General features: G+C 69.0%; 24 protein-coding genes. 10 read left to right on the top strand and 14 right to left on the bottom strand.

The genetic code is table 11. The annotated features are described in order from the left end of the window. Nucleotides 1-26: 26 nt before the first annotated feature. Together JMO03_RS03255 and murJ are read right to left on the bottom strand one after the other, a co-directional pair. Nucleotides 27-980 carry a bifunctional riboflavin kinase/FAD synthetase gene (locus JMO03_RS03255; protein ID WP_202840176.1) on the bottom strand — a complete coding sequence of 318 codons (954 nt, stop codon included), beginning with the start codon at nt 978-980 and terminating at the stop codon, nt 27-29. A 114-nt stretch (nt 981-1,094) separates the two neighbouring features. Then, nucleotides 1,095-2,696 carry a murein biosynthesis integral membrane protein MurJ gene (murJ, locus tag JMO03_RS03250; protein ID WP_273544218.1) on the bottom strand — a complete coding sequence of 534 codons (1,602 nt, stop codon included), beginning with the start codon at nt 2,694-2,696 and terminating at the stop codon, nt 1,095-1,097. Nucleotides 2,697-2,896: 200 nt separating this feature from the next. On the opposite strand from murJ, the gene rpsT reads away from it, so the two are divergent. After that, nucleotides 2,897-3,166, top strand: coding sequence for a 30S ribosomal protein S20 (rpsT, locus tag JMO03_RS03245; RefSeq protein ID WP_149104244.1), 270 nt, complete (start codon nt 2,897-2,899; stop codon nt 3,164-3,166). A gap of 229 nt (nt 3,167-3,395) precedes the next feature. Here rpsT and cgtA read toward each other — a convergent pair whose 3' ends face one another. The 4 genes from cgtA to JMO03_RS03225 all read right to left on the bottom strand — a co-directional run bounded on the left by cgtA (nt 3,396) and on the right by JMO03_RS03225 (nt 6,383). Then, on the bottom strand, nt 3,396-4,460 hold the full coding sequence (gene cgtA, locus JMO03_RS03240; protein WP_202840175.1) for an Obg family GTPase CgtA: 1,065 nt from the start codon (nt 4,458-4,460) through the stop codon (nt 3,396-3,398). Nucleotides 4,461-4,758: 298 nt separating this feature from the next. Then, nucleotides 4,759-5,019, bottom strand: a complete 261-nt coding sequence (rpmA, locus tag JMO03_RS03235; RefSeq protein ID WP_202840174.1) for a 50S ribosomal protein L27 — start codon at nt 5,017-5,019, stop codon at nt 4,759-4,761. A 12-nt stretch (nt 5,020-5,031) separates the two neighbouring features. Next, complete coding sequence (gene rplU, locus JMO03_RS03230; protein WP_202840172.1) at nt 5,032-5,349, bottom strand: 50S ribosomal protein L21; 318 nt, start codon at nt 5,347-5,349, stop codon at nt 5,032-5,034. 89 nt (nt 5,350-5,438) lie between these two features. Then, on the bottom strand, nt 5,439-6,383 hold the full coding sequence (locus JMO03_RS03225) for a LysR family transcriptional regulator (protein WP_202840170.1): 945 nt from the start codon (nt 6,381-6,383) through the stop codon (nt 5,439-5,441). 95 nt (nt 6,384-6,478) lie between these two features. Between JMO03_RS03225 and JMO03_RS03220 the strand changes: the two genes are divergently transcribed. From JMO03_RS03220 to JMO03_RS03190, 7 genes are all read left to right on the top strand, one after another. Beyond that, nucleotides 6,479-7,684, top strand: coding sequence for an MFS transporter (locus JMO03_RS03220; RefSeq protein WP_202840168.1), 1,206 nt, complete (start codon nt 6,479-6,481; stop codon nt 7,682-7,684). 25 nt (nt 7,685-7,709) lie between these two features. Further along, nucleotides 7,710-8,765 carry an aldo/keto reductase gene (locus JMO03_RS03215; protein WP_202840166.1) on the top strand — a complete coding sequence of 352 codons (1,056 nt, stop codon included), beginning with the start codon at nt 7,710-7,712 and terminating at the stop codon, nt 8,763-8,765. A 23-nt stretch (nt 8,766-8,788) separates the two neighbouring features. Continuing rightward, nucleotides 8,789-9,655 carry a PhzF family phenazine biosynthesis isomerase gene (locus JMO03_RS03210; RefSeq protein WP_202840164.1) on the top strand — a complete coding sequence of 289 codons (867 nt, stop codon included), beginning with the start codon at nt 8,789-8,791 and terminating at the stop codon, nt 9,653-9,655. A gap of 5 nt (nt 9,656-9,660) precedes the next feature. Then, complete coding sequence (locus JMO03_RS03205) at nt 9,661-10,677, top strand: zinc-binding alcohol dehydrogenase family protein (RefSeq protein ID WP_202840585.1); 1,017 nt, start codon at nt 9,661-9,663, stop codon at nt 10,675-10,677. A 102-nt stretch (nt 10,678-10,779) separates the two neighbouring features. After that, on the top strand, nt 10,780-11,403 hold the full coding sequence (gene yczE / locus JMO03_RS03200; protein WP_202840162.1) for a membrane protein YczE: 624 nt from the start codon (nt 10,780-10,782) through the stop codon (nt 11,401-11,403). Between the two features lie 105 nt (nt 11,404-11,508). After that, nucleotides 11,509-13,548 (top strand): NADPH-dependent 2,4-dienoyl-CoA reductase, encoded by a 2,040-nt coding sequence (locus tag JMO03_RS03195; protein WP_202840160.1) that lies wholly within the window; start codon nt 11,509-11,511, stop codon nt 13,546-13,548. A 317-nt stretch (nt 13,549-13,865) separates the two neighbouring features. Then, nucleotides 13,866-14,324: a cell wall hydrolase gene (locus tag JMO03_RS03190; RefSeq protein ID WP_202840158.1), complete on the top strand. Its 459-nt coding sequence runs from the start codon at nt 13,866-13,868 to the stop codon at nt 14,322-14,324. A gap of 33 nt (nt 14,325-14,357) precedes the next feature. Here JMO03_RS03190 and prpE read toward each other — a convergent pair whose 3' ends face one another. The 4 genes from prpE to JMO03_RS03170 form a co-directional block, all read right to left on the bottom strand. Next, entirely contained in the window at nt 14,358-16,256 is a 1,899-nt protein-coding gene (gene prpE / locus JMO03_RS03185) for a propionate--CoA ligase (protein ID WP_202840156.1), read from the bottom strand. 154 nt (nt 16,257-16,410) lie between these two features. Next, nucleotides 16,411-17,397, bottom strand: a complete 987-nt coding sequence (locus tag JMO03_RS03180; RefSeq protein WP_202840153.1) for a malate dehydrogenase — start codon at nt 17,395-17,397, stop codon at nt 16,411-16,413. A 132-nt stretch (nt 17,398-17,529) separates the two neighbouring features. Beyond that, nucleotides 17,530-18,714: an aminotransferase class I/II-fold pyridoxal phosphate-dependent enzyme gene (locus JMO03_RS03175; protein ID WP_238345859.1), complete on the bottom strand. Its 1,185-nt coding sequence runs from the start codon at nt 18,712-18,714 to the stop codon at nt 17,530-17,532. Between the two features lie 203 nt (nt 18,715-18,917). Next, the gene (locus JMO03_RS03170; protein WP_202840149.1) at nt 18,918-19,412 is read right to left on the bottom strand and encodes a peptidylprolyl isomerase; all 495 of its coding nucleotides are present in this window, start codon (nt 19,410-19,412) and stop codon (nt 18,918-18,920) included. Between the two features lie 118 nt (nt 19,413-19,530). On the opposite strand from JMO03_RS03170, the gene typA reads away from it, so the two are divergent. Then, nucleotides 19,531-21,360, top strand: coding sequence for a translational GTPase TypA (gene typA, locus JMO03_RS03165; RefSeq protein ID WP_202840147.1), 1,830 nt, complete (start codon nt 19,531-19,533; stop codon nt 21,358-21,360). Beyond that, a complete protein-coding gene (locus JMO03_RS03160; protein ID WP_202840145.1) occupies nt 21,357-21,941 on the top strand; it encodes a 2'-5' RNA ligase family protein in 585 nt (194 codons plus the stop codon). Before typA ends, JMO03_RS03160 begins: the two co-directional genes overlap by 4 nt. Nucleotides 21,942-21,962: 21 nt before the next feature. Here the strand turns inward: JMO03_RS03160 and JMO03_RS03155 are convergent, their stop codons facing one another. The 4 genes from JMO03_RS03155 to rplQ all read right to left on the bottom strand — a co-directional run bounded on the left by JMO03_RS03155 (nt 21,963) and on the right by rplQ (nt 25,728). Continuing rightward, nucleotides 21,963-23,057 carry a methyltransferase gene (locus JMO03_RS03155; RefSeq protein WP_202840143.1) on the bottom strand — a complete coding sequence of 365 codons (1,095 nt, stop codon included), beginning with the start codon at nt 23,055-23,057 and terminating at the stop codon, nt 21,963-21,965. A gap of 141 nt (nt 23,058-23,198) precedes the next feature. After that, nucleotides 23,199-24,593: a class II 3-deoxy-7-phosphoheptulonate synthase gene (locus JMO03_RS03150; RefSeq protein WP_202840141.1), complete on the bottom strand. Its 1,395-nt coding sequence runs from the start codon at nt 24,591-24,593 to the stop codon at nt 23,199-23,201. A gap of 82 nt (nt 24,594-24,675) precedes the next feature. Then, entirely contained in the window at nt 24,676-25,173 is a 498-nt protein-coding gene (locus JMO03_RS03145; protein WP_202840139.1) for a disulfide bond formation protein B, read from the bottom strand. A gap of 180 nt (nt 25,174-25,353) precedes the next feature. Beyond that, the gene (gene rplQ, locus JMO03_RS03140; protein ID WP_202840137.1) at nt 25,354-25,728 is read right to left on the bottom strand and encodes a 50S ribosomal protein L17; all 375 of its coding nucleotides are present in this window, start codon (nt 25,726-25,728) and stop codon (nt 25,354-25,356) included. Between the last annotated feature and the right edge of the window lie 38 nt (nt 25,729-25,766).

The following is a 25,766-nucleotide window of genomic DNA, read 5'->3' as shown; positions in this document are numbered from 1 at the left end:
GTAGCGCTGGCTGTCGTCGGTTTCGGTCACGCAGTGGCCCGCCGTGGGGTGTGCTGTTGCAGGAGGCGACGCGCCTGGGCGGCATCGCGGTGCATCTGCGCGACCAGGGTCGGCAGGTCTGGGTACTTCTCCTCGTCGCGCAGGCGCGCGACGAACTCGATCTCGATCCGGCTTCCGTACAGATCGCCCTCGAAATCGAACAGGTGCGCCTCGAGCAGCGGCTCCACGCCTCCAACGGTCGGCCGCGTGCCGAAACTCGACACCGACGGCCATGGCAGGTCCGCGACCCCATGGACGCGCGTGGCATAGATCCCGCGCAGCGCCGGCACCTTGCCGCCGAAGCGCAGGTTGGCGGTGGGATAGCCGAGCGTGCGGCCCAGCTGCCGGCCACGCACCACCCTGCCCGAGATCGCGTAGGGCTTGCCGAGCAGGCGGGCGGCGGCGTCGAAGTCGCCATCCACCAAGGCCTGGCGAATACGCGTGCTCGACACGCGCTCGCCCTCGTGCAGCAACGGTTCGATCTCGCCGGCGACGAAGCCGTGACGCAGGCCCTCGCGGTGCAGCACATGGAGATCGCCCGCGCGCCGGTGGCCGAAACGGAATTCGGGGCCCACCCACACCTCGCGCGCCCGCAGCCGCTGCGCCAGCACCCGCTCGACGAACGCCTCCGGCGACATCGCCGCGAGCCGGTCGCCGAAACGCAGCAGGCCGACCACGTCGGCGCCCAGATCGCGCAGGCCCTCGAACTTCGCCCGCGCCAGGCTCAGCCGCGGCGGCGGATTGCCAGGCGCGAAGAACTCGCGCGGCAGCGGTTCGAAACTCAGCGCCACCGCCGCCACGCCGAGCACGCGCGCACGCTCGACCGCATGCCGCACCAGCGCCCGATGGCCCAGGTGGAGGCCGTCGAAGGCGCCGATGCAGACCACACTGCCGTTGGGGCACAACGGCCCGCCGTCGACGTCGCGAAACAGCCTGCTCATGGATGCTCGGTTGGGTGTCCGGCGGCGCACGGGGCGGACCGGACGCAAGATTGCGCAGGAAAAGTATAGCGGTGCGGCGCGCGCGCACGTCCGCGGTGGCGCGTTCCCACGCCCTCAGTGCCGCAGGTGACGCGGGCGGATGCCCTGTGCCCCCAATGCGCCGGCGTAGACCAGTGCCGCGGGGCCGACGACCAGCGCCAACTTCCAGGCGCGCTCGCTCCAGTGCCATGCGCTCCAGTCGTCCCAGACCGCGAGCAGGGCCAGCACCACCGCCGCCATCGCCGCGCTCGCCACCAGCAACTGCCGCGCGAACCGGCTCCAGCCCGGCTCGCTGCGGAACACCCGCGCCCGTCGCAGGTACCACCACAGCTGCAGCGCATTGGTCCAGCCGGCGGCTGCCGTGGCGAGCGCCAGGCAGGCGTGGGTGCCGGGCAGCGCCTTCAGCGCCGCGCGCACCTGCCCGCCGCCCAGCGCCCAGGCCTCGCGCCCGGCCTCCGTGAACGCCAGCGCCAGCCCCAGGAACAGCACCGTGGCGACCAGGTTCACGACCACCGCCATCACACCCGCCTTCACCGGCGTGCGCGTGTCCTGCCGCGCGTAGAAGGCCGGGGCCAGCACCTTCACCAGCAGGAAGGCGGGCAGCGCAGTCGACAGCGCAACCACCGTCAGCCGCGCCATCTGCGTGTCGTAGGCGGTGAAGCGGCCGTGCTGGAACAGGGTCGCCACCAGCGCCTCGGCGCACAGCATCAGCCCCAGGCAGGCCGGGACCGCGATCATCAGGCACAGCCGCAGGCCCCAGTCCAGCGCCTTCGAGTATCCGTCTGGGTCGGCCGCTGCGTGGCGCCGCGACAGGTGCGGCAGGATCACCGCGCCGATGGCCACGCCGAACATGCCCAGCGGGAACTCGAGCAGCCGGTCGCCCAGGTACAGCCAGGTCACGCTGCCGCCGATCAGCATCGAGGCGACCACGGTGTTGAGCAGCAGGTTGAGCTGCGCGACCGAGGAGCCGAACAGGGTCGGCACCATCAGCCGCATCACCCGCCTGACGCCCTCGTGCGCCGCACCCCAGCGCGGCCGCGGCAAAAGGCCCAGCCGCGCCAGCGACGGCAGGTGGAAGGCGAACTGCAGCACACCAGCCGCCAGCACTCCCCAGGCCAGCGCCATCACTGGCTGGTCCATCCGTGGCGCCAAGGCCAGCGCGGCGGTGATCATCGAGATGTTCAGCAGCACCGGCGACAGCGCCGGGACGGCGAATCGCTGGTAGCTGTTCAGCACCCCGCCGGCGAGCGAGGCCATGGAGATGAACAGCAGGTAGGGGAAGGTGATGCGCAGCATGTCCGCGGCCAGCCGCCCCTGCTCGCCTTCGGCGTCGAAGCCGGGAGCGAATACGCGCATCACCCAGGGCGCGGCCAGCACCGCGGCCGCGGTCAGCACCAGCAGCACCGCCAGCAGGGTGCCGGCGACGCGGTCGACCAGGGCCTTCACCGCGGCGTGGTCCTGGCGTTCCCGATATTCGGACAGCACCGGGACGAAGGCCATCGAGAACGAGCCCTCCGCGGAGAGCCGACGCAGGAAGTTGGGGATGCGGAAGGCGACCAGGAACGCGTCCATGGCCGGATTGGCGCCGAATACCGCGGCATAGACCTGGTCTCGGACCAGCCCGGAGATCCGGGAGATGAACGTCATCGCGCTGAACACCGCGGTCGAACGCAGCAGCCCCGCGCGGCGCGGCGGCGCGGCAGCGCCCTGCCCGGGGGGAAGGGCTGGATCGGGCTCGCTCACCCTGAAATCCCCCGGCGGCCGGCCTTGTTGACCCAAGTGCCTGAAACCCCCATAATTTCCGGCTCCGTTTTCCCGAAACCCGGCCCTCGCCGGTGTTCGACGTTCAACTCCATACAGGTTTCCAGGATCCCACCGTGGCCAACATCAAGTCCGCCAAGAAGCGCGCCAAGCAGACCGTCGTGCGCAACGCGCGCAACACGGCCCAGCGCTCGCAGCTGCGCACCGCCGTCAAGAAGGTGATCAAGGCGCTCGACGCCAACGATGCCGCCGGCGCCGAAGCCGCCTTCGCCGTCGCCCAGCCGCTGCTCGACCGTTTCAGTTCGCGTGGCCTGATCCACAAGAACAAGGCCTCGCGCCACAAGAGCCGCCTGACCGCCCGCATCAAGGCGCTTAAGGCCGCCTGATCCGCGCTCCAAGGCGGTCGCTTCGAAAAACCCGGCGAGAGCCGGTTTTTTTGTCGATTCCCCAGCCGGTCCGGATCCGGGGAACAACGAAAAGCAACCCCTGTCATTTCGACCGCAGGGAGAAATCTGCTGTCCGACGCCGGGGAAAGAGATTTCTCCCTGCGGTCGAAATGACAGGGGGGCTTTCCGCCGGCCCGCCGGATGCCGGGAGCTAGCTGTTACGGCCCCGTCAGGTTGCATCGGACGCATCCGCGTCGCCCGCTTCCCCGGCCTCGCGTTCCTCGCGCCCCATCTCGTCCAGGTGCGCCTGCACCTTCATCATCACCTCGCGCGTGCCCGTGTGCGCCAGGCCGGAGACGATGAACCACGGTGCGGTCCAGCCGAGTTCGGACACGATCCGTTCGCCGAGCTCGCGCGCGTCGTCGGCCGGGATCAGGTCGGCCTTGTTGAGCAGCAACCAGCGCGGCTTGTCGAGCAGGCCGGCGTCGAACTTCGCCAGCTCGCGCTCGATGGTGCGGATCTGCTCGACCGCATCGCTGCCGTCGAGCGGCTCGATCTCCACCAGGTGCAGCAGCAGCCGCGTACGCTGGATATGGCGCAGGAACAGCGCGCCCAGGCCGGCGCCGTCGGCCGCGCCCTCGATCAGGCCCGGGATGTCGGCGATCACGAAGCTGCGCGCCGGCTCCACGCTGACCACGCCGAGGTTGGGGTAGAGCGTGGTGAAGGGATAGTCGGCGACCTTCGGCGTGGCCGCCGAGACCGCACGGATCAAGGTGCTCTTGCCGGCGTTGGGGAAACCCAGCAGGCCGACGTCGGCCAGCAGTTTCAGCTCCAGCCGCAACGCGCGTTCTTCGCCTGCCGTGCCCGGCGTCGACTGTCGCGGCGAGCGGTTGGTCGAACTCTTGAAGTGCATGTTGCCGAGCCCACCCTTGCCGCCGCGCGCGACCAGCAGGCGATCGCCATGGGCGGTGAGGTCGCCGATGACCTCGTCGGTGTCGACGTTGTGGACGACGGTGCCGACGGGAACCGCGATCACCACGTCCTGCCCGCCCTTGCCGTACATCTGCCGGCCCATGCCGTTCTCGCCACGCTGGGCGCGGAACTGTTTCTGGTGGCGGAAATCGACCAGGGTATTGAGGTTCTCGTCGGCCTCCAGCCACACGCTGCCGCCATCGCCGCCGTCGCCGCCGTCCGGCCCGCCCATCGGGATGAACTTCTCGCGGCGGAAGCCCACGCAGCCGTTGCCGCCGTTGCCGGCGGTGACGGTGATTTCAGCTTCGTCGACCAACTTCATGGGATTGAGGGACCGGGGATTGAGGTCTGGGGTTTCGAACAGCGAGAGCGGGAGAAGCAGGGACGGCGGACCGGGGAAAGCCTAACGGGTTGTCATCCCGAGCGCAGCGAGGGATCCCGCCTTGCAGCGACCGGACACGGGATCCCTCGCTGCGCTCGGGATGACAACCTCCAGGTCATCGCGATCATCGCGACGTCGAAGGCGAGCGCCCCTCTGGATCCCGGACACCCGCTCCCGGACCGCTTCCAAACGAAAAGCCCCGCACGCGGCGGGGCTTTCGCTCGGTGCGGCGCGAGGCTTACGCTTCGGCGAGCACGCTGACGGTGCGGCGCTTCTTGGGACCCTTGACCGAGAACTCCACCTTGCCGTCGACCAGCGCGAACAGGGTGTGGTCGCGGCCCAGGCCCACGCCCGGACCCGGATGGAACTGGGTGCCGCGCTGGCGGACGATGATGTTGCCGGCATCGATCGCCTGGCCGCCGAAGATCTTGACGCCCAGGTACTTCGGGTTGGAGTCGCGGCCGTTGCGCGAGGAACCTACGCCCTTCTTGTGTGCCATGACTGCTTCTCCTTACTTGTCGCCACCGGCGATGCCGGTGATCTCGATTTCGGTGTAATGCTGGCGATGCCCCTGCCGCTTCATGTGGTGCTTGCGGCGGCGGAACTTGATGATGCGGACCTTGTCGGCGCGGCCGTGGCCGACGACCTTCGCGGTGACGCTGGCGCCCTTGAGCGCGTCGCCGATCTTGATGCCGTCGCTGTCGCCCAGCATCAGCACGTTGTCGAACGTGATCTCGTTGCCGGCTTCGGCCTCGAGCTTCTCGACGCGGAGCGTTTCGCCCTGCGCCACGCGGTATTGCTTACCGCCGGTGACCAGTACTGCGTACATGTGGAGCCTCTCGATATCGATGTTGATTCTGTAGTTATTCTTGGTCCTGGCCGCCATCGAGGGCGGACAGAAGCGGAATTATAGGGGATTCAGCGACTTACCCGCAAGCCGGGTCCGTCCTGCCGCTCCGCGGCCTCCCACGGCGGCGGCGCGAACCGATCCGCCAGGTAGTCGACGAACGCGCGCACCCGCGGCGGCACCAGCCGGCGCTCGGGCATGACCGCGTGGATCCCCGACGCGGGCACAGGATGGTCGGGCAGCACGACCTGCAGCCTCCCCTCGCGCAGGTCCTGGTGGACGTGCCACACCGAGTGCAGCGCGATGCCCAGCCCGGCGACCGCCGCGTCCCGGAGGGCCTCGCCGTAGTTGCTTTCGAACCGGCCGGCCACCCGGACCTCGACCGGCAGTCCGTCGGGGTCGGTCAGGCGCCATCCGTCCTGGCGACCATCCCGCCCGGTCAGCAACACGCAATCATGCGCTGCGAGATCTGCCGGCACCCGCGGCACCCCGCGCCGCCGCAGGTAATCCGGCGATGCGCACAGCACCCGGCGATTGACCGCCAGCTGTCTGGACACCAGCGTCGAATCGCGCAACGCGCCGATCCGGATCGCGAGATCGAAGCCGGCGCCGACCAGGTCGGTCACGCGGTCGTCGAGGTCCAGGCTGACCCGCAGGCGCGGATGCGCCGCAAGGAAGTCCGGCAGCAGCGGCGAGATGTACTGCCGGCCGAAGGAGGCCGACGCGGTGACCCGCAATGTCCCGGCGACCTCGCGCGCGGCTTCGCGCAGCCCGGCGCCGAGCGACTCCATTTCTTCCACCAGCACCCGACCCTGCGATGCCAGCGCGATGCCTTCCGGGGTCGGGTGCAGGCGCCGGGTCGTCCGGTGCAGCAGCCGGACACCGAGGTCCTTCTCCAGCCGTTTCAGCCGCTGGCTGGCGACCGCCACCGACAGGTCCAGGCTACGGGCCGCGGCCGTGATCGACCCGAGGTCGAGCACGCGCAGGAACAGGGCCAAGTCGCCGATCCGGTCCATTATCAAACTTTAGTTGATAGTGATTCGATATTTTCTCTGTTTTTCAAAGGCGAAGAAAGCACCACCCTTGCAGCACGCCATCGATCGGTCCGCACATGCCCGCTTCCCCTTCGCGCCCCCGCATGCCGCTGGCGCTCTACGCCCTGACCGCCGGCGCCTTCGGCATCGGCACCACGGAATTCGTGATCATGGGGCTGCTGATGCAGGTGTCGGCGGACCTGCAGATGTCCATCGCGGCGGCCGGGATGCTGATCTCCGGCTACGCACTGGGCGTCTTCGTCGGCGCCCCGCTGCTGACCGCCGCCACCGGTCGCCTGCCACGCAAGGCGGTGCTGGTCGCGCTTATGGTGCTGTTCACGCTCGGCAATCTCGCCTGCGCGCTGGCCCCCGGATACGAATGGCTGATGGTCGCGCGCGTCGCGACCGCGCTGGCGCACGGCACGTTCTTCGGCGTGGGCGCGGTGGTCGCCACCGGACTGGTCGACGAAGACCGCAAGGCGTCGGCGATCTCGATCATGTTCACCGGCCTCACCGTCGCCACCCTGCTCGGCGTGCCCGCGGGCGCCTGGCTCGGACTGCAATACGGCTGGCGCGCGACGTTCTGGGCCGTGACCGCCATCGGCATCCTCGCCAGCGTGGTGATCGCCACGCTGGTCCCCGCCGATCGCAGCGCGCCCACCCCGCTCGCCTTGTGTGAAGAGATCCGCATCATCGCCCGCCCACAGGTGCTGCTGGGCCTGTTGACGACGGTGCTCGGCTTCGGCGGCATGTTCACCGTCTACACCTACATCCAGCCGCTGCTGACCCAGGTGACCGGATTCGCCGACGCAGCCGTGTCGCCGATCCTGCTGGTGTTCGGTGTCGGCATGGTCATCGGCAACCTGCTCGGCGGTCGCTTTGCCGACCAGCGCCTGCCCGCTGCACTGCTGGGCACGCTGGCGGCTCTGTCGCTGGTCATGGGCCTGATGACGTTCGTCCTGCACAGCCAGGTGGGCATGGTGGTGTTCACCGGCCTGCTCGGCGCAACCGCATTCGCCACGGTCTCCCCGCTGCAACTCTGGGTGCTGCAGAAAGCGGACGGCGCGGCGAGCCTTGCTTCGAGCCTCAACATCGGGGCCTTCAACCTCGGCAACGCGTCGGGTGCATGGCTGGGCGGCGTGGTGATCTCGCAAGGCCTTGGCTTCACCGCGCTGCCCTGGGTCGCGGCGCTCGTTCCTGCATCCGCGTTCGCGGTGGCCTGGTTCGCGATCGGCGGCAGGCGCGAGCGCGACGACCCGCCTGTATGCGCGAACGCGGCCTGATTCCCTTTCATCAAGGAGACCTTCCATGGAATACCGCTTCCTCGGCGCATCGGGACTGAAGGTCTCGGCGCTCGGCTTCGGCGTCGGCACGTTCGGCGGCAAGGGACCCCTGTTCTCGGCCTGGGGCGACACCGGCGTGGCCGAGGCGACACGGCTGATCGACATCGCCCTCGACGCGGGCGTCAACTTCTTCGACACCGCCGATGTGTATTCGGACGGTGCGTCCGAATCGATCCTGGGCGCGGCGATCAAAGGTCGCCGCGACCAGATCATCGTGTCGACCAAGACCACGCTGCGGCTCGGCGACGGCCCGAACGACGTCGGCGCATCGCGTTCACGGCTGCTCAAGGCGGTCGATGCGTCGCTGGTGCGGCTCGGCACCGACTACATCGACCTGTTGCAACTGCATGCCTTCGATGCGCGCACGCCGGTCGAGGAGACGCTGTCGACCCTGGACGGACTGGTGCGCGCCGGCAAGATCCGCTACCTCGGTGCGTCCAACTTTTCCGGCTGGCAACTGATGAAATCGCTGGCGATCGCCGACCGGCGCGGCTACGCGCGCCATGTCGCGCACCAGGCCTACTATTCGCTGATCGGCCGCGACTACGAATGGGAACTGATGCCGCTGGGGATCGACCAGGGCGTGGGCGCCGTGGTCTGGAGCCCACTGGGCTGGGGACGGCTGACGGGGAAGATCCGGCGCGGACAACCGCTGCCCGACGGCAGCCGCCTGCACGAGACCGCGGCGTTCGCGCCGCCGGTCGACGAGGAACGGCTGTACCGCGTCGTCGACGCACTCGATGCCGTCGCCGGGGAAACCGGCAGGAGCGTGCCGCAAGTGGCGCTGAACTGGCTGCTGCAGCGGCCGACGGTGGCGACCGTGCTGATCGGCGCGCGCAACGAGCAACAGCTCGAACAGAACCTCGACGCGGCCGGCTGGTCGCTGTCGCCGCAACAGATCGCGCGCCTGGATGCCGCCAGCCACGTCACGCCGCCGTATCCCTACTATCCGTACTGGAACGGCATGTTTTCCGAACTCGCCCCACCGCCAGTGGCCGCGCAAGGCGAGGCCACCTCCTGAACGCCATGCACGAGGGCCTTCCCGTGACACCCCGACCCCTTCGCTACGCAGCCTTCTCGCGCACTCCCGCCGGTGGCAACCCTGCCGGCGTCTGGCTTGGCGAGGCGCTGCCCGCCCCGGCCGACATGCAGCGCATCGCCGCGCAGGTCGGCGATTCCGAAACCGCCTTCGTCGCCGCGCCGGATACCGATGGCCGGCGGCCGGTGCGCTACTTCAGCCCGGAAGCCGAGGTCCCGTTCTGCGGCCATGCCACGATCGCCGCCGGCGTCGCGCTGGGCGAGCGGGACGGCGACGGTGGCCATGTGTTCGCGACCGCGGCGGGCGACGTCGCGGTGACCGTTTCGACGCACGATGGCGCGCGCATGGCCACCCTGGTGTCCGTCGCCCCGCGCCACGAACCGGCGCCGCGCCCGCTGCTGCTCGAGGCGTTGGCCGCGATCGGCTGGCGCGAGGATGAACTCGACCCGGCGCTTCCCCCCGCGCGCGCCTACGCCGGCGCGTGGCACCTGGTCCTCGCGGCCAGGGACGCCGGGCGACTGGCTGCGCTGGACTACGACTTCGCGCGGCTCAAGGCCGCGATGCTGGCCGACGGCCTGACCACGCTGCAGCTGGTGTGGCGCGAGAGCGGGACGGTGTTCCACGCACGCAATCCGTTTCCCGTCGGCGGTGTGGTCGAGGACCCGGCGACCGGCGCCGCGGCCGCCGCGCTGGGCGGGTACCTGCGCGATGCCGGGCTGCTTTCCGCGCCCGCCCGCCTGACGGTGTATCAAGGCGAGGCGATGGGTCGACCCGGCCGGATCCAGGTCGATGTTCCGGCCGATGGAGGAATTGCCGTCTCCGGCCATGCCGTTGCCATCCCGGATGCATCACCGCCAGGAGAGTCCCCGTGAGCACCATGAAAGCCGTCGCCCTGACCCGCTACCTGCCCATCGACGATCCCGGGGCGCTGGTCGACGTCGAACTGGACCGGCCGGTCCCAGGTACACGCGACCTGCTGGTCCGGGTGGAAGCAGTCTCGGTTAACCCCGTGGACACCAAGGTGCGCGCGCCGAAGCCCCAGGTCGAGCCCCAACCGAAGGTGCTCGGCTACGACGCGGCCGGCGTGGTCGAGGCCGTCGGCCCGGACGTCGCCCTGTTCCGTCCCGGCGACGCGGTCTACTACGCCGGCGACATCACCCGCCCGGGCAGCAATGCGCAGTGGCAACTGGTGGACGAGCGCATCGTCGCGCGCAAGCCGGCGTCGCTCGATTTCGCCGAAGCCGCAGCGCTGCCGTTGACGACGATCACCGCTTGGGAACTGCTGTTCGAACGCATGCCCTACGCGATCGACGGTGGCGGCGATGGCAAGGCGCTACTGGTGATCGGCGGCGCGGGCGGCGTCGGTTCGATCGCGATCCAGCTGGCGAAGCTGGCGGGTTTCACCGTCATCGCGACCGCATCGCGAGAAGCCACCATCGCCTGGTGCCGCGAACTCGGCGCCGACCACGTGATCGACCACCGACATGCGCTCGCGCCGCAGTTGCAGGCACTCGGCTTCGCGCAGGTCGATGCCGCGCTCAACCTCGCCGACACCGACCGCTACTGGGACGAGCTGGGCGAGCTGCTCGCCCCGCAGGGCCATGTCGGCCTGATCGTGGAGCCCGCCGGCGCGCTGAAGATCGGCGACCCCTACAAGGCCAAGTGCATCGGCATCCACTGGGAAATGATGTTCGCGCGGCCGCGCTTCCGTACCACCGACATGGACGAGCAGGGACGCATCCTCGCGCGCGTGGCGGGGCTGGTCGACGCCAGCCGGCTGCGGGGCACGCTGCGCGAGACGCTGTCGCCGATCAACGCCGCCAACCTGCGCGAGGCGCATCGCCGGCTCGAGTCCGGTCGCAGCATCGGCAAGCTGGCGCTGGCGGGCTGGTAGCGTGGCGGCACGCAACGCACGCGACGCTTCGCCCGGTTGCCGGAACACTGTGGAGCGGGAACCGCGCCACCGCGCACGCCGCATCCGGTCGACAATCGCGACATGACCCCATCACGCCTGCTGCCGCTGCGACTGTCCAAGCTGCTGGCCGGCCTGTTCCTCTACGGCATCGCGATCAGCCTGATGGTGCGCGCGGGCCTGGGCGTGGCGCCGTGGGATGTCCTGACGCAGGGCGCGGCGAACCTCACCGGCCTGTCCTTCGGCCTGCTGACCAATTTCATCGGCGTGGCGGTGCTGCTGCTGTGGTGGCCGCTGCGGCAGAAGCCGGGCCTGGGCACGGTGCTCAACGTGTTGCTGATCGGGCCCAGCGCGCAGTTCGGGCTGTGGCTGCTGCCGGATTTCGCGCTTTGGTGGCAACAGGTGCTGGTGTTCGCCGCGGGCCTGTGGCTGCTGGCCGTGGCCACCGGGCTGTACATCGGCGCGCGCTTCGGTCCCGGTCCGCGCGACGGCCTGATGACCGGCCTCCACGCGCGCTTCGGCTGGCCGATCTGGATGGTGCGCACGGCGATCGAGGGCTCGGTGCTGCTGGCCGGCTTGTGGATGGGCGGCACCGTCGGCCTGGGCACGCTCGCCTTCGCCCTGCTGATCGGGCCGATGGTTGGCAGGACCCTGCCGTGGCTCGATACCCGCCTGCCGGCCGCCGCGCCGCAGCCCAGCCCGGCCTGAGCGCAGCGACCGGCGCGACGGGCGGTCGCACTTGCGCCCGCGCGCCCTTGCCCGCGCCCCGCTTTCGCGGCATCGTGCGCACTCCATACGCCAGCGTATCCGACCATGACGGCCGCCAGCCCCGCGACGCCCCCGCCCTACCCGCACCTGTTCGCGCCGCTCGACCTGGGCTTCGCCACGCTGCGCAACCGGGTGCTGATGGGCTCGATGCATACCGGGCTCGAGGATCGCAAGCGCGACTTCCCGAAGCTCGCCGCGTACTTCGCCGAACGCGCCGCAGGCGGCGTGGCGCTGATCGTCACCGGCGGCTTCTCGCCCAACTTCGAAGGCTGGCTGACGCCGTTCGCCAGCCGCCTCGCCTGGCCGTGGGAAGCGCGCAAGCATCGCCAGGTGACCGACGCGGTGCACGCGCACGGCGCACGCATCTGCCTGCAGTTGTTGCACGCGGGTCGGTATGCCTACCACCCCTTGTCGGTGGCGCCGTCGCGGATCAAGGCGCCGATCACGCCGTTCACGCCGCGGCGGCTCTCGGCGCGCGGCGTCGAACGCACCATCGACGCCTACGCCACCGCCGCGAAGCTCGCGCGCGATGGCGGCTACGACGGCGTCGAGCTCATGGGATCGGAAGGCTACCTGATCAACCAGTTCCTCAGCGCGCGCAGCAACCGCCGCGACGACGCCTGGGGCGGCGACGTGTCGCAACGCATGCGCTTCGCCACCGAGATCGTGCGTCGCGTGCGCGAGGCCTGCGGGCGCGACTTCATCATCGTCTACCGCCTGTCGATGCTGGAGCTGGTGCCGGAAGGCTCCGACTGGAACGCGATCGTGCAGCAGGCCAAGGCGATCGAGGCGGCCGGCGCGACGCTCCTCAACACCGGCATCGGCTGGCACGAATCGCGCGTGCCGACGATCGCGACCTCGGTGCCGCGCGCCGCGTTCGCCGGCGTCACCGCCAAGCTGCGCCCGCACGTGGCGCTGCCGCTGGTGGCGACCAACCGCATCAACATGCCCGACGTGGCCGAACGCATCCTCGCCGCGGGCGGCGCCGACATGGTATCGATGGCGCGGCCGCTGCTCGCCGATCCGCAGTGGGTGGACAAGGCGCGCGCGGGCATGCCGCAGGCGATCAACACCTGCATCGCCTGCAACCAGGCCTGCCTGGACCACGTGTTCCAGCGCAGGACCGCAAGCTGCCTGGTGAACCCGCGCGCCTGCGCGGAAACCGAACTCAACTACCTGCCGACGACCGCGCCGAAACGAATCGCGGTCGTCGGCGCGGGTCCAGCCGGCCTGGCCTGCGCCACGGTCGCCGCGCAGCGCGGCCACCGCGTGGTGCTGTTCGATCGCGCCAATGCGATCGGCGGGCAGTTCAACCTCGCCAAGCGCATTCCCGGAAAGGAGGAATTCCACGAAACCCTGCGCTGGTTCGGGTACCGCATCGGCGAGACCGGCGTCGAGCTGCGGCTGGCCACCGACGCGACCCCCGAAGCGCTGTCGGAGTTCGACGAGGTGGTGCTCGCCACCGGCGTCACGCCGCGCGCGGTGTCGTTCGACGGGCACGACCATCCCGCGGTCGTGAGCTACGTCGATGTGCTGCGCGGAACGGTAGTGCCGGGACGACGCGTGGCGATCGTCGGCGCCGGCGGCATCGGCTTCGACGTCGGCGAATTCCTGGTGCAGGAAGCGCCGTCGCCGACGCTCGATGTCGCGGCGTGGATGCGTGAATGGGGCGTCGATCCGGCCTTCGAGAGCGCCGGCGGACTGGCGCCACCGCGCGTCGCTCCGCCTTCGCGCCAGGTCTGGCTGTTGCAACGCAGCCCCGGCAAGCCCGGCGCGCGCCTGGGCAAGACCACCGGCTGGATCCATCGCAGCACGCTCAAGCACAAGGGCGTGCGCATGATCGGCGGCGTGGAGTACGTCGCGCTGGACGACGAAGGCTTCCATCTGCGCATCGACGGCCAGCCGCAGACGCTGCCGGTCGACCATATCGTGGTCTGCGCTGGCCAGGAGCCCGACCGCGCCCTGCTGGAGCCGCTGCAGGCAGCTGGCCGAAGCGTGCACCTGGTCGGGGGCGCGGATGTCGCCGCCGAACTCGATGCCAAGCGCGCGATCGCGCAGGCCAGCCGCTTGGCCGCGACGCTGTAGGAGTCGGCGGCAAGCCATTGATTTGCGGCACCGCAACAAGCACTTACGCGACAAAAACCCCAATCGAATCATCCACTTCCCGACATCATTCAGGAACGATTGGGGCTTGCGCCCGTACCGTGCGCGCACCTTCTCCCGCCCAGACTGGCGGGACCGGCCCGGCCCGCGCTTCCGCGGACTTCGGTGCCCGGGCAAAAGCGCCTCAGAGTGCTGCCCTCCCCAATACGCCATGTCCGACCATCGCCGCCGATGGCGTTGTTCCCCTGCAGGGGAACGGCCCGGCAGCGACCGGGCGCAACGCAGCAAGGAGTTCCCCGATGAAGTTGGACTGGATCCTGTGGCTGGCCTCGCTGATGTCGCCGCAAGCCGCCGATTCGCTCTGCCTGAGCACCACCCTGTATCTGGAAGCCCGCAACCAGTCCGTCCGTGGCCAGCAGGCCGTGGCCGAGGTTGCGCTGCGGCGCGAGGAAAGCGGGCTGTGGGGCGATTCGATGTGCGAGGTGGTGACCGCGCGCAAGCAGTTCGCACCGACCATCGTCTCGCCGCGCACGCGCATGCACAACACCGAGGCCTGGGCGCAGGCGGTCAGCATCGCGATCGAGTCCGAACGCAACTGGGCGCTGCCTGCCGGCGAGCGCAACGAGATCGTGCCCGGCGCGAGTCATTTCATGGCGCACGCGATCGCGGCGCCGAGCTGGCGCAATGCCTATCAGGTCGCGACGATCGGCGACCACACCTTCCTCAAGGTGCAGAAGCTCAAGCCGCGCAAGGGCTGAGTCGCGACGTGCGCCGGAGGCGCGCGGCTTGCGTCAACCACCCGCCTCGGGCCCCCGCAGCAGCGCGCGCCTGACTTCCTCCAGCGCATTGGGATCGTCGAGCGTCGACAGGTCGCCCGGATCACGCTCCTCGGCCAGTGCCTGCAGCGAACGCCGCAGCAGCTTTCCCGAACGCGTCTTCGGCAGCGCATTGACCACGTACACGCGCGCGGGCCTGGCCACGCCGCCGAGCTGCTCGACGACCACCTTCTGCATCTGCGCCGCGGTCTCGTTCGCCTCCTCGCCCGACTGCGCCCGCTTGAGCGTCGCGAACACGATCGGCACCTGGCCCTTGACCGCATCGTGCACGCCGATCACCGCCGCTTCCGCCACCTCCGGGTGGCTCGACACCGATTCCTCGATCTCGCGCGTGCCCAGGCGATGGCCGGCGACGTTGATCACATCGTCGGTGCGGCCGAGGATGAAGGTGTAACCGTCCTCGTCGCGGATCGCCCAGTCGAGCGAGCTGTACAGCAGCTCCTTGAAGTGGCTGAAGTAGCTGTCGACGAAGCGCTGGTCGTTGCGCCAGACCGTGGTCATGCAGCCCGGCGGCAGCGGCGGCTGGATCACCAGCACGCCCTTCTCGCCGGCCGGTGCGTCCTCGCCGGTGACCTCGTTGATCACGCGCAGGTGGTAGCCGAGGTTGGGCAGTCCCGGCGAGCCGAAGCGCACCGGCTTCATGTCCAGGCCTGGCAGCAGCGTGAGCACCGGCCAGCCCGTCTCGGTCTGCCAGTAGTTGTCGATCACCGGCTTGCCGAGCACGTCCGAGATCCAGCGCGCGGTCGGCTGGTCCAGCGGTTCGCCGGCGAGGAACAGGTGCTCGAACTTCGACAGGTCGCGATCGGTGATGAATGACGGATCATGCTTCTTCAACACCCGCAGCGCGGTCGGCGAGGAAAACATCGTGCGCACGCCGTAGCGCTCGACGATGCGCCACCAGATGCCGGCATCGGGATGGGTCGGCAGGCCTTCGTAGATGATCGAGGTGGCGCCGGCGATCAGCGGCCCGTAGACGTTGTAGGAATGCCCGACCACCCAGCCGATGTCGGACGTCGAGAACATCACCTGGCCGGCGCGGATGTCGTACACCGACCACATCGACAGCGCCAGCGCCACTGCGTAGCCGCCGACATCGCGCTGCACGCCCTTCGGCTTGCCGGTCGTGCCGGAGGTGTAGAGGATGTAGCTGGGCTCGTTCGATTCCAGCCAGACCACCGGAACGTTCGCGTCCTCGTGCGCCATGCGCAGTTGCGCATAGTCGACGTCGCGCCCTTCCCGCAGCGGCAATGGGCCGGCAAGACCGCGGTCGATCACCAGCACCTGCTGCGGCGGATGTTCGCACCGCGAGAGCGCCTCGTTCACCAGTGGCAGGAACGGGATCACCTTGCCGCCGCGGATGCCGGCGTCGGCGGTCACCAGTACGCGTGGCTGCGCGTCGTCGATGCGCATCGCGAGGTTGAGCGCGGCGAAGCCACCGAACACCACCGAGTGGATTGCGCCGATCCGCGCGCAGGCCAGCATCGCGATCACCGCGTCGACCGTATGCGGCATGTAGATCACCACCCGATCGCCCTTGTCGACGCCGAGCGACCGCAACGCCGCGGCGAAGACGTTCACCTCGCGATGCAGCTCGCGATAGCTGAGCTCGCGGATGTTGCCGGTCTCGGTCGAGTACCCGACCAGCGCGAGCTGGTCGCCGCGCGCTTCGAGGTGGCGGTCGACCGCGTTGTGGCAGAGGTTGGTCTCGCCGCCGACGAACCATTTGCGGAACGGTGGATTGGAATCGTCGAGGATCCGGTGCGGCGGCCTGTGCCAGTCGATGGCGCCGGCCTGCTCGGCCCAGAAATCCTCCGGCGCCTCGATCGAGCGCCGGTACAGGTCTTCGTAGCGCATGGCTGCCTCCCGGTTGTCCCGCAAGGCTAGGACTCCAGTGCGCGGAATGCGTTAAGACCTTGGTCTGATTCCTCGCAAAACGCGGAAAAGGCCGGGAAATGCAGCCTTTTCCGCACAGGTTGATCGAGGCGATCAACCGGGTTGACCGTCCCGATCAACCCAGCAGGTGCGCAACGCCGCCGCGCTCTTCCTCGAGCTCGGCCAGGGTCTTGTCGATGGCCGCCTGGCTGAAGGCGTCGATCGGAAGGTCCCTGATCATCGTGTACTTTCCGTTGTCGGTGATCACCGGGAATCCGAAGATCACGCCTTCCGGGATGCCGTAGGAGCCGTCGGACGGGATGCCCATCGTGACCCACTTGCCGTCGCTGCCCAGCAGCCAGTCGCGGACGTGGTCGATCGCGGCGTTGGCGGCGGACGCCGCCGAGGACAGGCCGCGCGCCTCGATGATCGCGGCGCCGCGCTTGCCCACCTTGGGGATGAACTCGTTGGCGTTCCAGTCGTCGTCGCCGATCCGGTCCTTGAGCGAAGCCCCGCCGACGGTGGCGAAGCGGTAGTCGGGGTACATGGTCGGGCTGTGATTGCCCCACACCACCAGCTTCTCGATCTCTCCCACCGCCACGCCGGCCTTGTTCGCCAGCTGGCTCAGTGCACGGTTGTGGTCCAGGCGCAGCATCGCGGTGAAGTTCTCCGGAGCCAGGTCCGGCGCCGACTTCATCGCGATATAGGCATTCGTGTTCGCCGGGTTGCCGACCACCAGCACCTTGACGTCGCGGCTGGCGACCTTGTTCAGCGCCGCGCCCTGCGCGGTGAAGATCTTGGCGTTCTCCAGCAGCAGGTCCTTGCGCTCCATGCCCGGGCCGCGCGGACGCGCGCCGACCAGCAGCGCGACGTCGGCGTCCTTGAACGCGACTTCCGGATCGTCGGTGCCGACCATCCCCGCGAGCAGCGGGAACGCGCAATCCTCGAGTTCCATCATCACGCCCTTGAGCGCGGCCTGGGCTTTGTCGATCGGCAGTTCCAGCAACTGCAGGATGACCGGCTGGTCCTTGCCCAGCATTTCGCCGGAGGCGATGCGGAACAGCAGGGCGTAGCCGATCTGGCCGGCGGCGCCGGTGACTGCGACTCGAACGGGAGCTTTCATGACGATGTCCTCTTGCAAGGTGGAATGCGGGACCGCCGCGGAACACGCGGCGGCCCGACTGGGTGAGTGATGGCGGCAGCGCCTGCGAGCCCCGCCGACGGTCGGTTCACGACGCGCACCGGCCGCTCCGGCTCAGGCCAGTTCCGCGAAGAATTCGCGGAAGCGCTGCAGCCCGGGCGCGAGCTGCGCTTCCGGGCAGGTGTAGGAGATGCGCAGTGCGCGCGGTTCGCCGAAGGCCGAACCCGGCACGCAGGCGACGCCCTTGGCTTCGAGCAGCGCATTGCACAGGTCGATGTCGCTCTCGATCCGCAGGCCGGTGGGCGTGTGCGTCCGGCCGAACGCGACGCTGACGTCGGGGAAAGCGTAGAACGCGCCGCGCGGCACCGGGCACACCAGGCCGGGGATCGCTTCCAGCGCCGCCATCACCTGGTCGCGCCTGGCCTGGAACTCGACGACCTTGCCGGCGGGAACGTCCTGCGGCCCGGCGAGCGCGGCGATCGCCGCGGCCGTCGCCACTTCCGGCACGTTGGTGATGTGGTTCGAGTTGAGCGTCGTCACCGCCCTGGCCACCACCTCGGGCCCGGCCATGAAGCCGACCCGCCAGCCCGGCATGCCGTAGGTCTTGGACAGCGAGTCGACGAAGATCACGCGATCGCGCAGCTCGGGACGCGCGTGCAGGAAATGGTGGTAGCCCACGCCGTCGAACACCATGCGGTGGTAGATGTCGTCGGTGACGACCCAGATGTCCGGGTGCCGGGCGACGACATCCGCCAGCGCGGAGATCTCGTCGCGCGTGTAGACCATGCCCGTCGGGTTCGCGGGATTGTTGAACAGGAAGACCTTCGGCTTCGACGCCAGCGCGGCCTCGAGCTGGTCCGGTACCAGCTTGTACTCCTGCTCCGGCGGACACGGCAGCAACTGGATGCGGGCACCCACGATCTCGCCGATGTCGACGTAGGTGGTCCAGTAGGGCGTGGCGAAGGCGAAACCGTCGCCCTCGTCGAGCAGCGCCTCGCACAGGTTGTAGAGCACGTGCTTGGCGCCGATGCCGGTGGCGCAATGGGCCCGGGTGTAGCCGGTCAGTCCCGCGGATTCGATGTGCTTCAGGAACGCATCCAGCAGCGCATCGGTGCCCCGATTGCTGCCGTACTGCCCGCTGTCGCGTTCGAGCGCGATGCGCGCGGCCTCGTAGACATGGGCGCCCGGCAGGAAGTTCGGGACCCCGATCGAGAAGCTGATGATGTCGCGCCCCTGCGCCTTGAGCTGCCGCGCCTTCTCGGCGACGAGCATGATCGCGCTCGGCTTGGCACGACCCATGCGGCGGGCGAGTTGCGGCATCTGCGACGGACCTGAGGTGGGTGGGACACACGCTTCGCAGGACGCCTGGTCCGGCCGTGCTGCAGCGCGAAATCTTAACATGGGCAGGCAGTTGCAGCTGCCGCCGGGGGTCCGGCGGCGGCTGGCGATCGCCCGCCGCCGATCGGGCGCGCCGGGCGGTGAACCGTCCCGGCGTACGGGTTTCAGGCGGCCAGGATCCTGTTCCACTCCGCCACGCGGTCGGCCTGCGCCGCCAGCACGGACGCGGCGTCGCCCTCGATCTTCACCGAGCGGATCGCGTCGCCCTGCTTCACCGCGTCGACCACATCGAGTCCTTCCACCACCTTGCCGAACACGGTGTGCTTGCCGTCCAGCCAGTCGGTCTTGATGTGGGTGATGAAGAACTGGCTGCCGTTCGTGTTCGGGCCCGCATTGGCCATCGACAGCACCCCGCGGTCGTGCTTCACGCCGTTACCGGTCTCGTCCTCGAACCGGTAGCCCGGGCCGCCGCGGCCGGAGCCCTCGGGGCAGCCGCCCTGGATCATGAAATCCGGGATCACGCGGTGGAAGGCCAGGCCGTCGTAGAAGCCGCGGCGGGCCAGATTGACGAAGTTGGCGACCGTCAGCGGGGCCTTGTCGGCGTGCAGTTCGACCTTGATGGCGCCGCGGTCGGTGTCGAAAGTGGCGAAAAGGCTCATGGGATTCAGCTCCAGATGGCCGGACTGGCCGGTAGGCCGGCTATAATACCGGGCTTCCCTTTCCCACTTCGTGCCCTGCCCTCCGGCAGCGGGTGCGTCCTTCACGATCCCCGCTGACATGTCCATCGAACGCCTGCGCAACATCGCCATCGTCGCCCACGTCGACCACGGCAAGACCACCCTCGTCGATTGCCTGCTCAAGCAGTCCGGCACGCTCAGCGAGCGCACCGTGCTCGCCGAGCGCGTGATGGACAGCAACGACCAGGAGAAGGAACGCGGCATCACCATCCTGGCCAAGAACACCGCCATCACCTGGCAGGGCAACCGCATCAACATCGTCGACACCCCCGGGCACGCCGACTTCGGCGGCGAGGTCGAACGCGTGCTGTCGATGGTCGATTCGGTGCTGATCCTGGTCGACGCGATGGACGGGCCGATGCCGCAGACGCGCTTCGTGACCCAGAAGGCGTTCGCGATGGGCTTCCGCCCGATCGTGGTGGTCAACAAGATCGACCGCCCCGGCGCGCGCCCGGACTGGGTGATCGACCAGGTGTTCGACCTGTTCGACAAGCTCGGCGCGACCAACGAACAGCTCGACTTCCCGATCGTGTACGCCTCGGCGCTGCACGGCTACGCCAGCCTCGACGACAGCGTGCGCGAGGGCGACATGACGCCCCTGTACGAGGCGATCATGCAGCACGTCCCGGCGCCGTCGGTGGATCCCGATGGCCCGTTCCAGATGCGCATCAGCCAGCTCGACTACAGCAACTTCGTCGGCCTGATCGGCATCGGCCGCATCCAGCGCGGCAAGGTCAGGAAGAACATGCCGGTCAGCGTGGTCGACCGCGAGGGCCGGAAGCGCCAGGGCAAGATCGCGCAGGTGCTGGGCTTCCTGGGCCTGGAGCGGATCGACGCCGAGCAGGCCGAAGCCGGCGACATCGTCGCCATCGCCGGCGTCCAGGACCTCAGCATCTCCGACACCATCTGCGCGCTGGACACGCCCGAGGCGCTGCCGGCGCTGACCGTCGACGAACCGACGATCAGCATGACCTTCCAGGTCAACAACTCGCCGTTCGCCGGGCACAAGGAATTCTCCGGCGGCAAGTTCATCACCAGCCGCCAGCTGCGCGAGCGGCTCGAGCGCGAGACGCTGCACAACGTCGCGCTCAAGGTCGAGGAGACCGGGGACGCCGACAAGTTCCTGGTCTCCGGCCGTGGCGAACTGCACCTGTCGGTGCTGATCGAGAACATGCGGCGCGAAGGTTTCGAGCTGGCGGTATCGCGCCCGGAAGTCATCATCAAGGAAATCGACGGCCAGCTGATGGAACCGGTCGAACAGCTGGTGGTCGACATCGAGGAGCAGCACCAGGGCGGTGTGATGGAGAAGCTCGGCACGCGACGCGCCCAGCTCAAGAACATGGAGCCCGACGGCAAGGGTCGCGTGCGCCTGGACTACATGATTCCTGCGCGTGGCCTGATCGGCTTCCAGAACGAATTCCGCACGCTCACCCAGGGTTCGGGCCTGCTGTTCCATGTCTTCGACCATTACGGCCCGAAGGAAACCGGCGCGATCGCCAAGCGCCAGAACGGCGTGATGATCGCCAACGCCCCCGGCGTGACGCCGGCGTATTCGCTGGGACCGCTGGAGGACCGCGGCCGCCTGTTCGCGGCGGAAGGCGACAATGTCTACGAGGGCCAGCTGGTCGGCATTCACTCGAAGGACAACGATCTCACCGTCAACGTCATCAAGCCCAAGCCGCTGACCAACGTCCGCGCCTCGGGCAAGGACGATGCCATCAAGCTCACGCCTGCGCTGAAGTATTCGCTGGAGCAGGCGCTCGACTTCATCGAGGACGACGAGCTGGTGGAAGTGACGCCGAAGGAAATCCGCCTGCGCAAGAAGATGCTCACCGAGAGCGACCGCAAGCGGGCCAGCCGCGCGGCGTGAGCCAGGCGCTGTTCCCGGGCTGGCGGCCGGAGGCCCATGGGCGGGAACGGCTTGCAGCGCTCATCGCAGGCCTTGTCGCGGCGCGTCCGGATGGCGCGCCGAAGCTGCAGCTGCGCCGCCCCGACCAGTGGCACGCGACGCTGTGCTTCATCGGCTACGACCTGCGCCATCTCGTCACGCCCGCCCTGCTCGACGCCTTCGCCGACGCGGCGATGCGTATCCCCCCGCATGCATTCACCGTCGAGCGCATCGCCTACTGGCGCCAGTCGGGCGCGGTCGTCGCCCTGCCCCACGCCTGCACCGAACTGCAGGCGCTGTGCGATGCGACGCGCGACGCCATCCGTCGTTGCGGCATCCGTCCGGCGCAGGTCACGACCCAGCCGCACGTCACGCTCGCCTACCTCGACCGCGGCCTGGACGAGCAGCCCTGGCTGGCCGGCATCGACTGTACGGGCGAACCGCTGCGCGTCGACCGCTTCGAACTGCTGTTCAATCCCGGCGGCCGCTACGAAGCGCTGGCACAGTGGCGACTGACTGGTATCGCGCTTGCGGTGGAACCGCGACAAGCCTCGCTGCTGTGAGCGACCGCGGGGACTGAAGCGTCAACGTGCAGCCCGGCAAAGCGCGAGCTGGCGCCGCGTCGACGCCACGTGCTGCTCCGGACTGACCGGAACGAAGCTGCGGGCGCCGGCTTTGCCCTTGTGCCTGAGCACCGCGATCATGTTGGACGCCGGGTAGTCGCCGGCTTCGATCCGGGCCAGGTCGAGCGCCGCAAGCTCGTCGATGAAGGCGCGGTCCTCGGGCGAGCCGGGATCGAAGTTGAACCCGATCCTGCGTTCGACGAACGGCATGATCGCGCCACCGAAGGTCAGGAAGCGCTCGAACTCGAACTGCGCCATGAGACTGGCGACCACGTCTTGGGCGCGCACGCCCTCGTTCGAGTACGCGGCGTGGTCGACCGACACGTATCGGTCGCGGCGGGCGGAGTGATAGCGATCGAAGCGTTTGTCCTGCGGAAGCCGTTGCCAGAATTCCTGCACCACCACGTCGACCGCCGGCCACAACACGTGCCCGTTGCGGCCGATAACGTCCGAGGTCAGCAGGACGCCTTCGGACTCGAGGCTGTCGCGCAGGCTGGCCGCGAACGTCTCCAGCTCCTCGACATGGTGGAAGAACTGGTTGACGACGATGACGTCGCGGCGCTCGAGCGCGAAGGGGCGATTGCAGTCGAGCGTCGCCACCGTGAACCACTCGTCCAGACCCCTCGCGCGCGCCGCCTGCAGCGCCATTTCCATGAGTGCGACATTGAAATCGACACACAGCATACGCGCGTCGACCCCTTCGCCGCGCAGACGCTCGAGCAGCGAGAGTTCGAGCGAGCAGGCGCCCGAACCGATGCTGGCGATCGACACCTGGCCCTTGCGAAGCGCCACCGCCTTCGCTTCGGCGTAGTACAGCGCGTCCGGCGACGGCATGCCGATGCGCTCGGCGCAGGGCTGCACGTGGCGCCCGGCCCAGTAGCCGAAGATCGGCGGCAGCGTGTCGCCCTGGTACTCCGGCACCACGCGGTAGGCGACTTGCTCGGCAAGGGCACGCAACCGGCGCGTCAGCGGCACCGGAAACACCCTGCCCGCGGCAACGAGCAATCGCTTGGCGTGGCGGCGGTTGCGGTAGATCCAGGTCTTGAGGCGATCCATGCGCATGTCCGGTTCGCCGGATCGGGGCCGGCATGCGCCTATTTCAACACGCTGCGACCCCGGATTCGCCCCTCCGCGGCGCCCTGCTCTGGGACGCCGGAAGGACACCACCCCACCCCGGGGACCGTCGGCAACCGACGCTCAGGCGCTGACCGGAGGATTGAGCTGCGCGTGCTTGCGCACGATCAGCATTGCTGTTTCCAGCGCCTGCTCGTAGTTCAGACGCGGGTCGACGGCGGAGCGGTAGGCACGCTCCAGGTCGACCTCGGTCAGGTCGCGGGCGCCGCCGGTGCATTCGGTGACGTCCTCGCCGGTCAGTTCCAGGTGCACGCCGCCCAGGCGCGTTCCCGCTGCGGCGTGGATGTCGAAGGACTGCTCGATCTCGCTGCGGATGTTGTCGAAGCGGCGCGTCTTGTAGCCGTTGCTGGTGGACTCGGTGTTGCCGTGCATCGCGTCGCAGATCCACAGTACCCGGCGGCCATCGCGCTTCACCGCCTCGAGCAGCGCGGGCAGTTTCGCCGCCACATGGGCAGCGCCCATGCGGTGGATCAGGCCGAGCCGGCCCGGCTCGTCGTCCGGGTTCAGCACATCGATCAGCCTGAGCAACTGGTCCGGCGTCACCGATGGGCCGACCTTGACCGCGATCGGGTTGCGGATGCCGCGGAAATACTCGGTGTGCGCGCCGTCGAGGGCGGCGGTGCGCATGCCTACCCAGGGGAAATGGGTGCTGAGGTTGAACCAGCCCCATTGCCGCGGCACCTGGCGCGTCTGCGCTTCCTCGTAGGGCAGCAGCAGCGCCTCGTGCGAGGTGTAGAAGTCGACCCGGTTGAGGTTGTGCACCTGCGCGCCGGCCAGCGTTTCCATGAAACGCACGGCGTCGCCGATGCCGGCCACCATCTTCTGGTATTCGCCCGCCAGCGGCGACTGCTTCACCCAGCCCAGGCCCCAATACTCGGGGTGGTGCAGGTCGGCGAAGCCGCCGTCGATCAGCGAGCGGACGAAGTTCATCGTCATCGCCGAGCGGGCGTGCGCCTTGATCATGCGCCGCGGGTCGGGCACGCGCGCCTGCGCGGTGAACGCGGGTCCGTTGACGATATCGCCGCGGTAGCTCGGCAGTTCAACGCCGTCGCGCACCTCGGTGTCTGCCGAGCGCGGCTTGGCGTACTGGCCTGCGAAACGACCCACCCGCACCACCGGCAGCTTCATCCCGTGCACCAGCACCAGGCTCATCTGCAGCAGCACCTTGAGCCGGTTGGAAATGATGTCCGAGCTGCATTCGCCGAAGTTCTCGGCGCAATCGCCGCCCTGCAGCAGGAAGCGCCTGCCCTCCTGGGCCTCGGCCAGTTGCTGCTTGAGCGCGAGGATCTCCCACGAAGTCACAAGCGGCGGCAGCGAGCGCAGTTCGGCCTGCACCTCGGCGAGCGCGTCCGCGTCCGGATAGGTCGGCAGTTGCAGCGCAGGGCGCGAACGCCAGCTGCCGGGATGCCATTCGGAAGGGAGGTTCACTGCCTGCAGGGGTCGGTCGTGCCTGGTCATGGAGGTGCTCGGATGGATCGCAGGATGTTGCGCCCGTTGCTGCGACGCGTCAATTTCAGCTGCAACCTACGCGCGAACTTGTTCAGCGCCGCCGGAACGCGGCGAACAGCGCCCATGCGGCCAGCACCACGAACCAGACCAGGCTCCACCAGGGCATCGACAGGCCGAGGAAGGTCCAGTCCACCGCGCCGCAGTCGCCGGTGCCGATCAGCACCTGCCGGATCAGTCCGGGGGTATCCATGGTCTCGCGCATGAACGCGAACGGTGCGCCGCACGCAGGAATTTCGGGGGGGAACATCTGCAGCCAGACATGCCGCGCGGCGACACCGATCCCCGCCATCGCTGCGGCCAGCGCGAGCACCCCCCAGGTGCGACGCCCGGCCGGCCCTCGCGGCGCATGCAGTCCCGCCAGCAGCAGGACCAGGCCGAGCGCCGCGAATGCGATGCGCTGGAAGATGCACAGCGGGCACGGCTTCAGGCCCCAGGCGAACTGGCTGTAGATCGCGAAGCCGATCAGTGCGAGGCAGATCGTCGCGGCGGACAGCATCTGGAAGCGGAACGACCAGCGGAAGGGATTCATGCGGGCTCGTTGGACGGACGGGTGGACATTATCCCCCGTCGCCCGCCATGCGCTCGACCGCCGGGCCGCCACAGGACGGCGGTCGTCGCCGCCCCATGCCGACCGGTGAGGTCGGCCAAACGCAAAAGCCCCGGTCAGGCCGGGGCTTCGCTTGCTACACCGCTACCCCGAGGGCGCGGCTTACTCGGCGTCGGCCTGCGGGCGGTCGACCAGTTCGACGTACGCCATCGGCGCATTGTCGCCGGCGCGGAAGCCGCACTTGAGGATGCGCAGGTAGCCACCCGGGCGGCCGGCATAGCGCGGACCGAGCGTGGTGAACAGGTTGCCCACCGCTTCCTTGTCGCGCAGGCGCGAGAAGGCGAGGCGGCGATTGGCGACGCTGTCGACCTTGCCGACGGTGATCAGCGGCTCTGCGACGCGGCGCAGCTCCTTGGCCTTGGGCAGGGTGGTCTTGATCAGTTCGTGCTTGAACAGCGACGCGGCCATGTTGCTGAACATCGCATCGCGGTGCGCGCTGGTGCGGTTGAACTTGCGACCGGCTTTCTGGTGGCGCATGGTCGTGGATCCTTATCGGTTGAAGTGTGAGGCCTTGG

The organism is Luteimonas saliphila (assembly GCF_016774335.1).
Taxonomy (GTDB): domain Bacteria; phylum Pseudomonadota; class Gammaproteobacteria; order Xanthomonadales; family Xanthomonadaceae; genus Luteimonas; species Luteimonas saliphila.
Note: the sequence above shows the minus strand (reverse complement) of the source record. Positions and strands in the feature narration are given on the sequence as shown.

Excerpts from the sequence above, each read along its gene's own strand:
- JMO03_RS03175 (WP_238345859.1), bottom strand. The coding sequence starts at position 18,714 with ATGGGTCGTGCCAAGCCGAGCGCGATCATGCTCGTCGCCGAGAAGGCG.
- JMO03_RS03190 (WP_202840158.1), top strand. The coding sequence starts at position 13,866 with ATGAAGTTGGACTGGATCCTGTGGCTGGCCTCGCTGATGTCGCCGCAA.
- rplQ (WP_202840137.1), bottom strand. The coding sequence starts at position 25,728 with ATGCGCCACCAGAAAGCCGGTCGCAAGTTCAACCGCACCAGCGCGCAC.
- JMO03_RS03215 (WP_202840166.1), top strand. The coding sequence starts at position 7,710 with ATGGAATACCGCTTCCTCGGCGCATCGGGACTGAAGGTCTCGGCGCTC.
- JMO03_RS03150 (WP_202840141.1), bottom strand. The coding sequence starts at position 24,593 with ATGACCAGGCACGACCGACCCCTGCAGGCAGTGAACCTCCCTTCCGAA.
- typA (WP_202840147.1), top strand. The coding sequence starts at position 19,531 with ATGTCCATCGAACGCCTGCGCAACATCGCCATCGTCGCCCACGTCGAC.
- JMO03_RS03195 (WP_202840160.1), top strand. The coding sequence starts at position 11,509 with ATGACGGCCGCCAGCCCCGCGACGCCCCCGCCCTACCCGCACCTGTTC.
- JMO03_RS03220 (WP_202840168.1), top strand. The coding sequence starts at position 6,479 with ATGCCCGCTTCCCCTTCGCGCCCCCGCATGCCGCTGGCGCTCTACGCC.
- JMO03_RS03155 (WP_202840143.1), bottom strand. The coding sequence starts at position 23,057 with ATGGATCGCCTCAAGACCTGGATCTACCGCAACCGCCGCCACGCCAAG.
- JMO03_RS03180 (WP_202840153.1), bottom strand. The coding sequence starts at position 17,397 with ATGAAAGCTCCCGTTCGAGTCGCAGTCACCGGCGCCGCCGGCCAGATC.
- JMO03_RS03170 (WP_202840149.1), bottom strand. The coding sequence starts at position 19,412 with ATGAGCCTTTTCGCCACTTTCGACACCGACCGCGGCGCCATCAAGGTC.
- rpmA (WP_202840174.1), bottom strand. The coding sequence starts at position 5,019 with ATGGCACACAAGAAGGGCGTAGGTTCCTCGCGCAACGGCCGCGACTCC.
- JMO03_RS03205 (WP_202840585.1), top strand. The coding sequence starts at position 9,661 with ATGAAAGCCGTCGCCCTGACCCGCTACCTGCCCATCGACGATCCCGGG.
- cgtA (WP_202840175.1), bottom strand. The coding sequence starts at position 4,460 with ATGAAGTTGGTCGACGAAGCTGAAATCACCGTCACCGCCGGCAACGGC.
- JMO03_RS03145 (WP_202840139.1), bottom strand. The coding sequence starts at position 25,173 with ATGAATCCCTTCCGCTGGTCGTTCCGCTTCCAGATGCTGTCCGCCGCG.
- prpE (WP_202840156.1), bottom strand. The coding sequence starts at position 16,256 with ATGCGCTACGAAGACCTGTACCGGCGCTCGATCGAGGCGCCGGAGGAT.
- yczE (WP_202840162.1), top strand. The coding sequence starts at position 10,780 with ATGACCCCATCACGCCTGCTGCCGCTGCGACTGTCCAAGCTGCTGGCC.
- JMO03_RS03255 (WP_202840176.1), bottom strand. The coding sequence starts at position 980 with ATGAGCAGGCTGTTTCGCGACGTCGACGGCGGGCCGTTGTGCCCCAAC.
- JMO03_RS03225 (WP_202840170.1), bottom strand. The coding sequence starts at position 6,383 with ATGGACCGGATCGGCGACTTGGCCCTGTTCCTGCGCGTGCTCGACCTC.
- rplU (WP_202840172.1), bottom strand. The coding sequence starts at position 5,349 with ATGTACGCAGTACTGGTCACCGGCGGTAAGCAATACCGCGTGGCGCAG.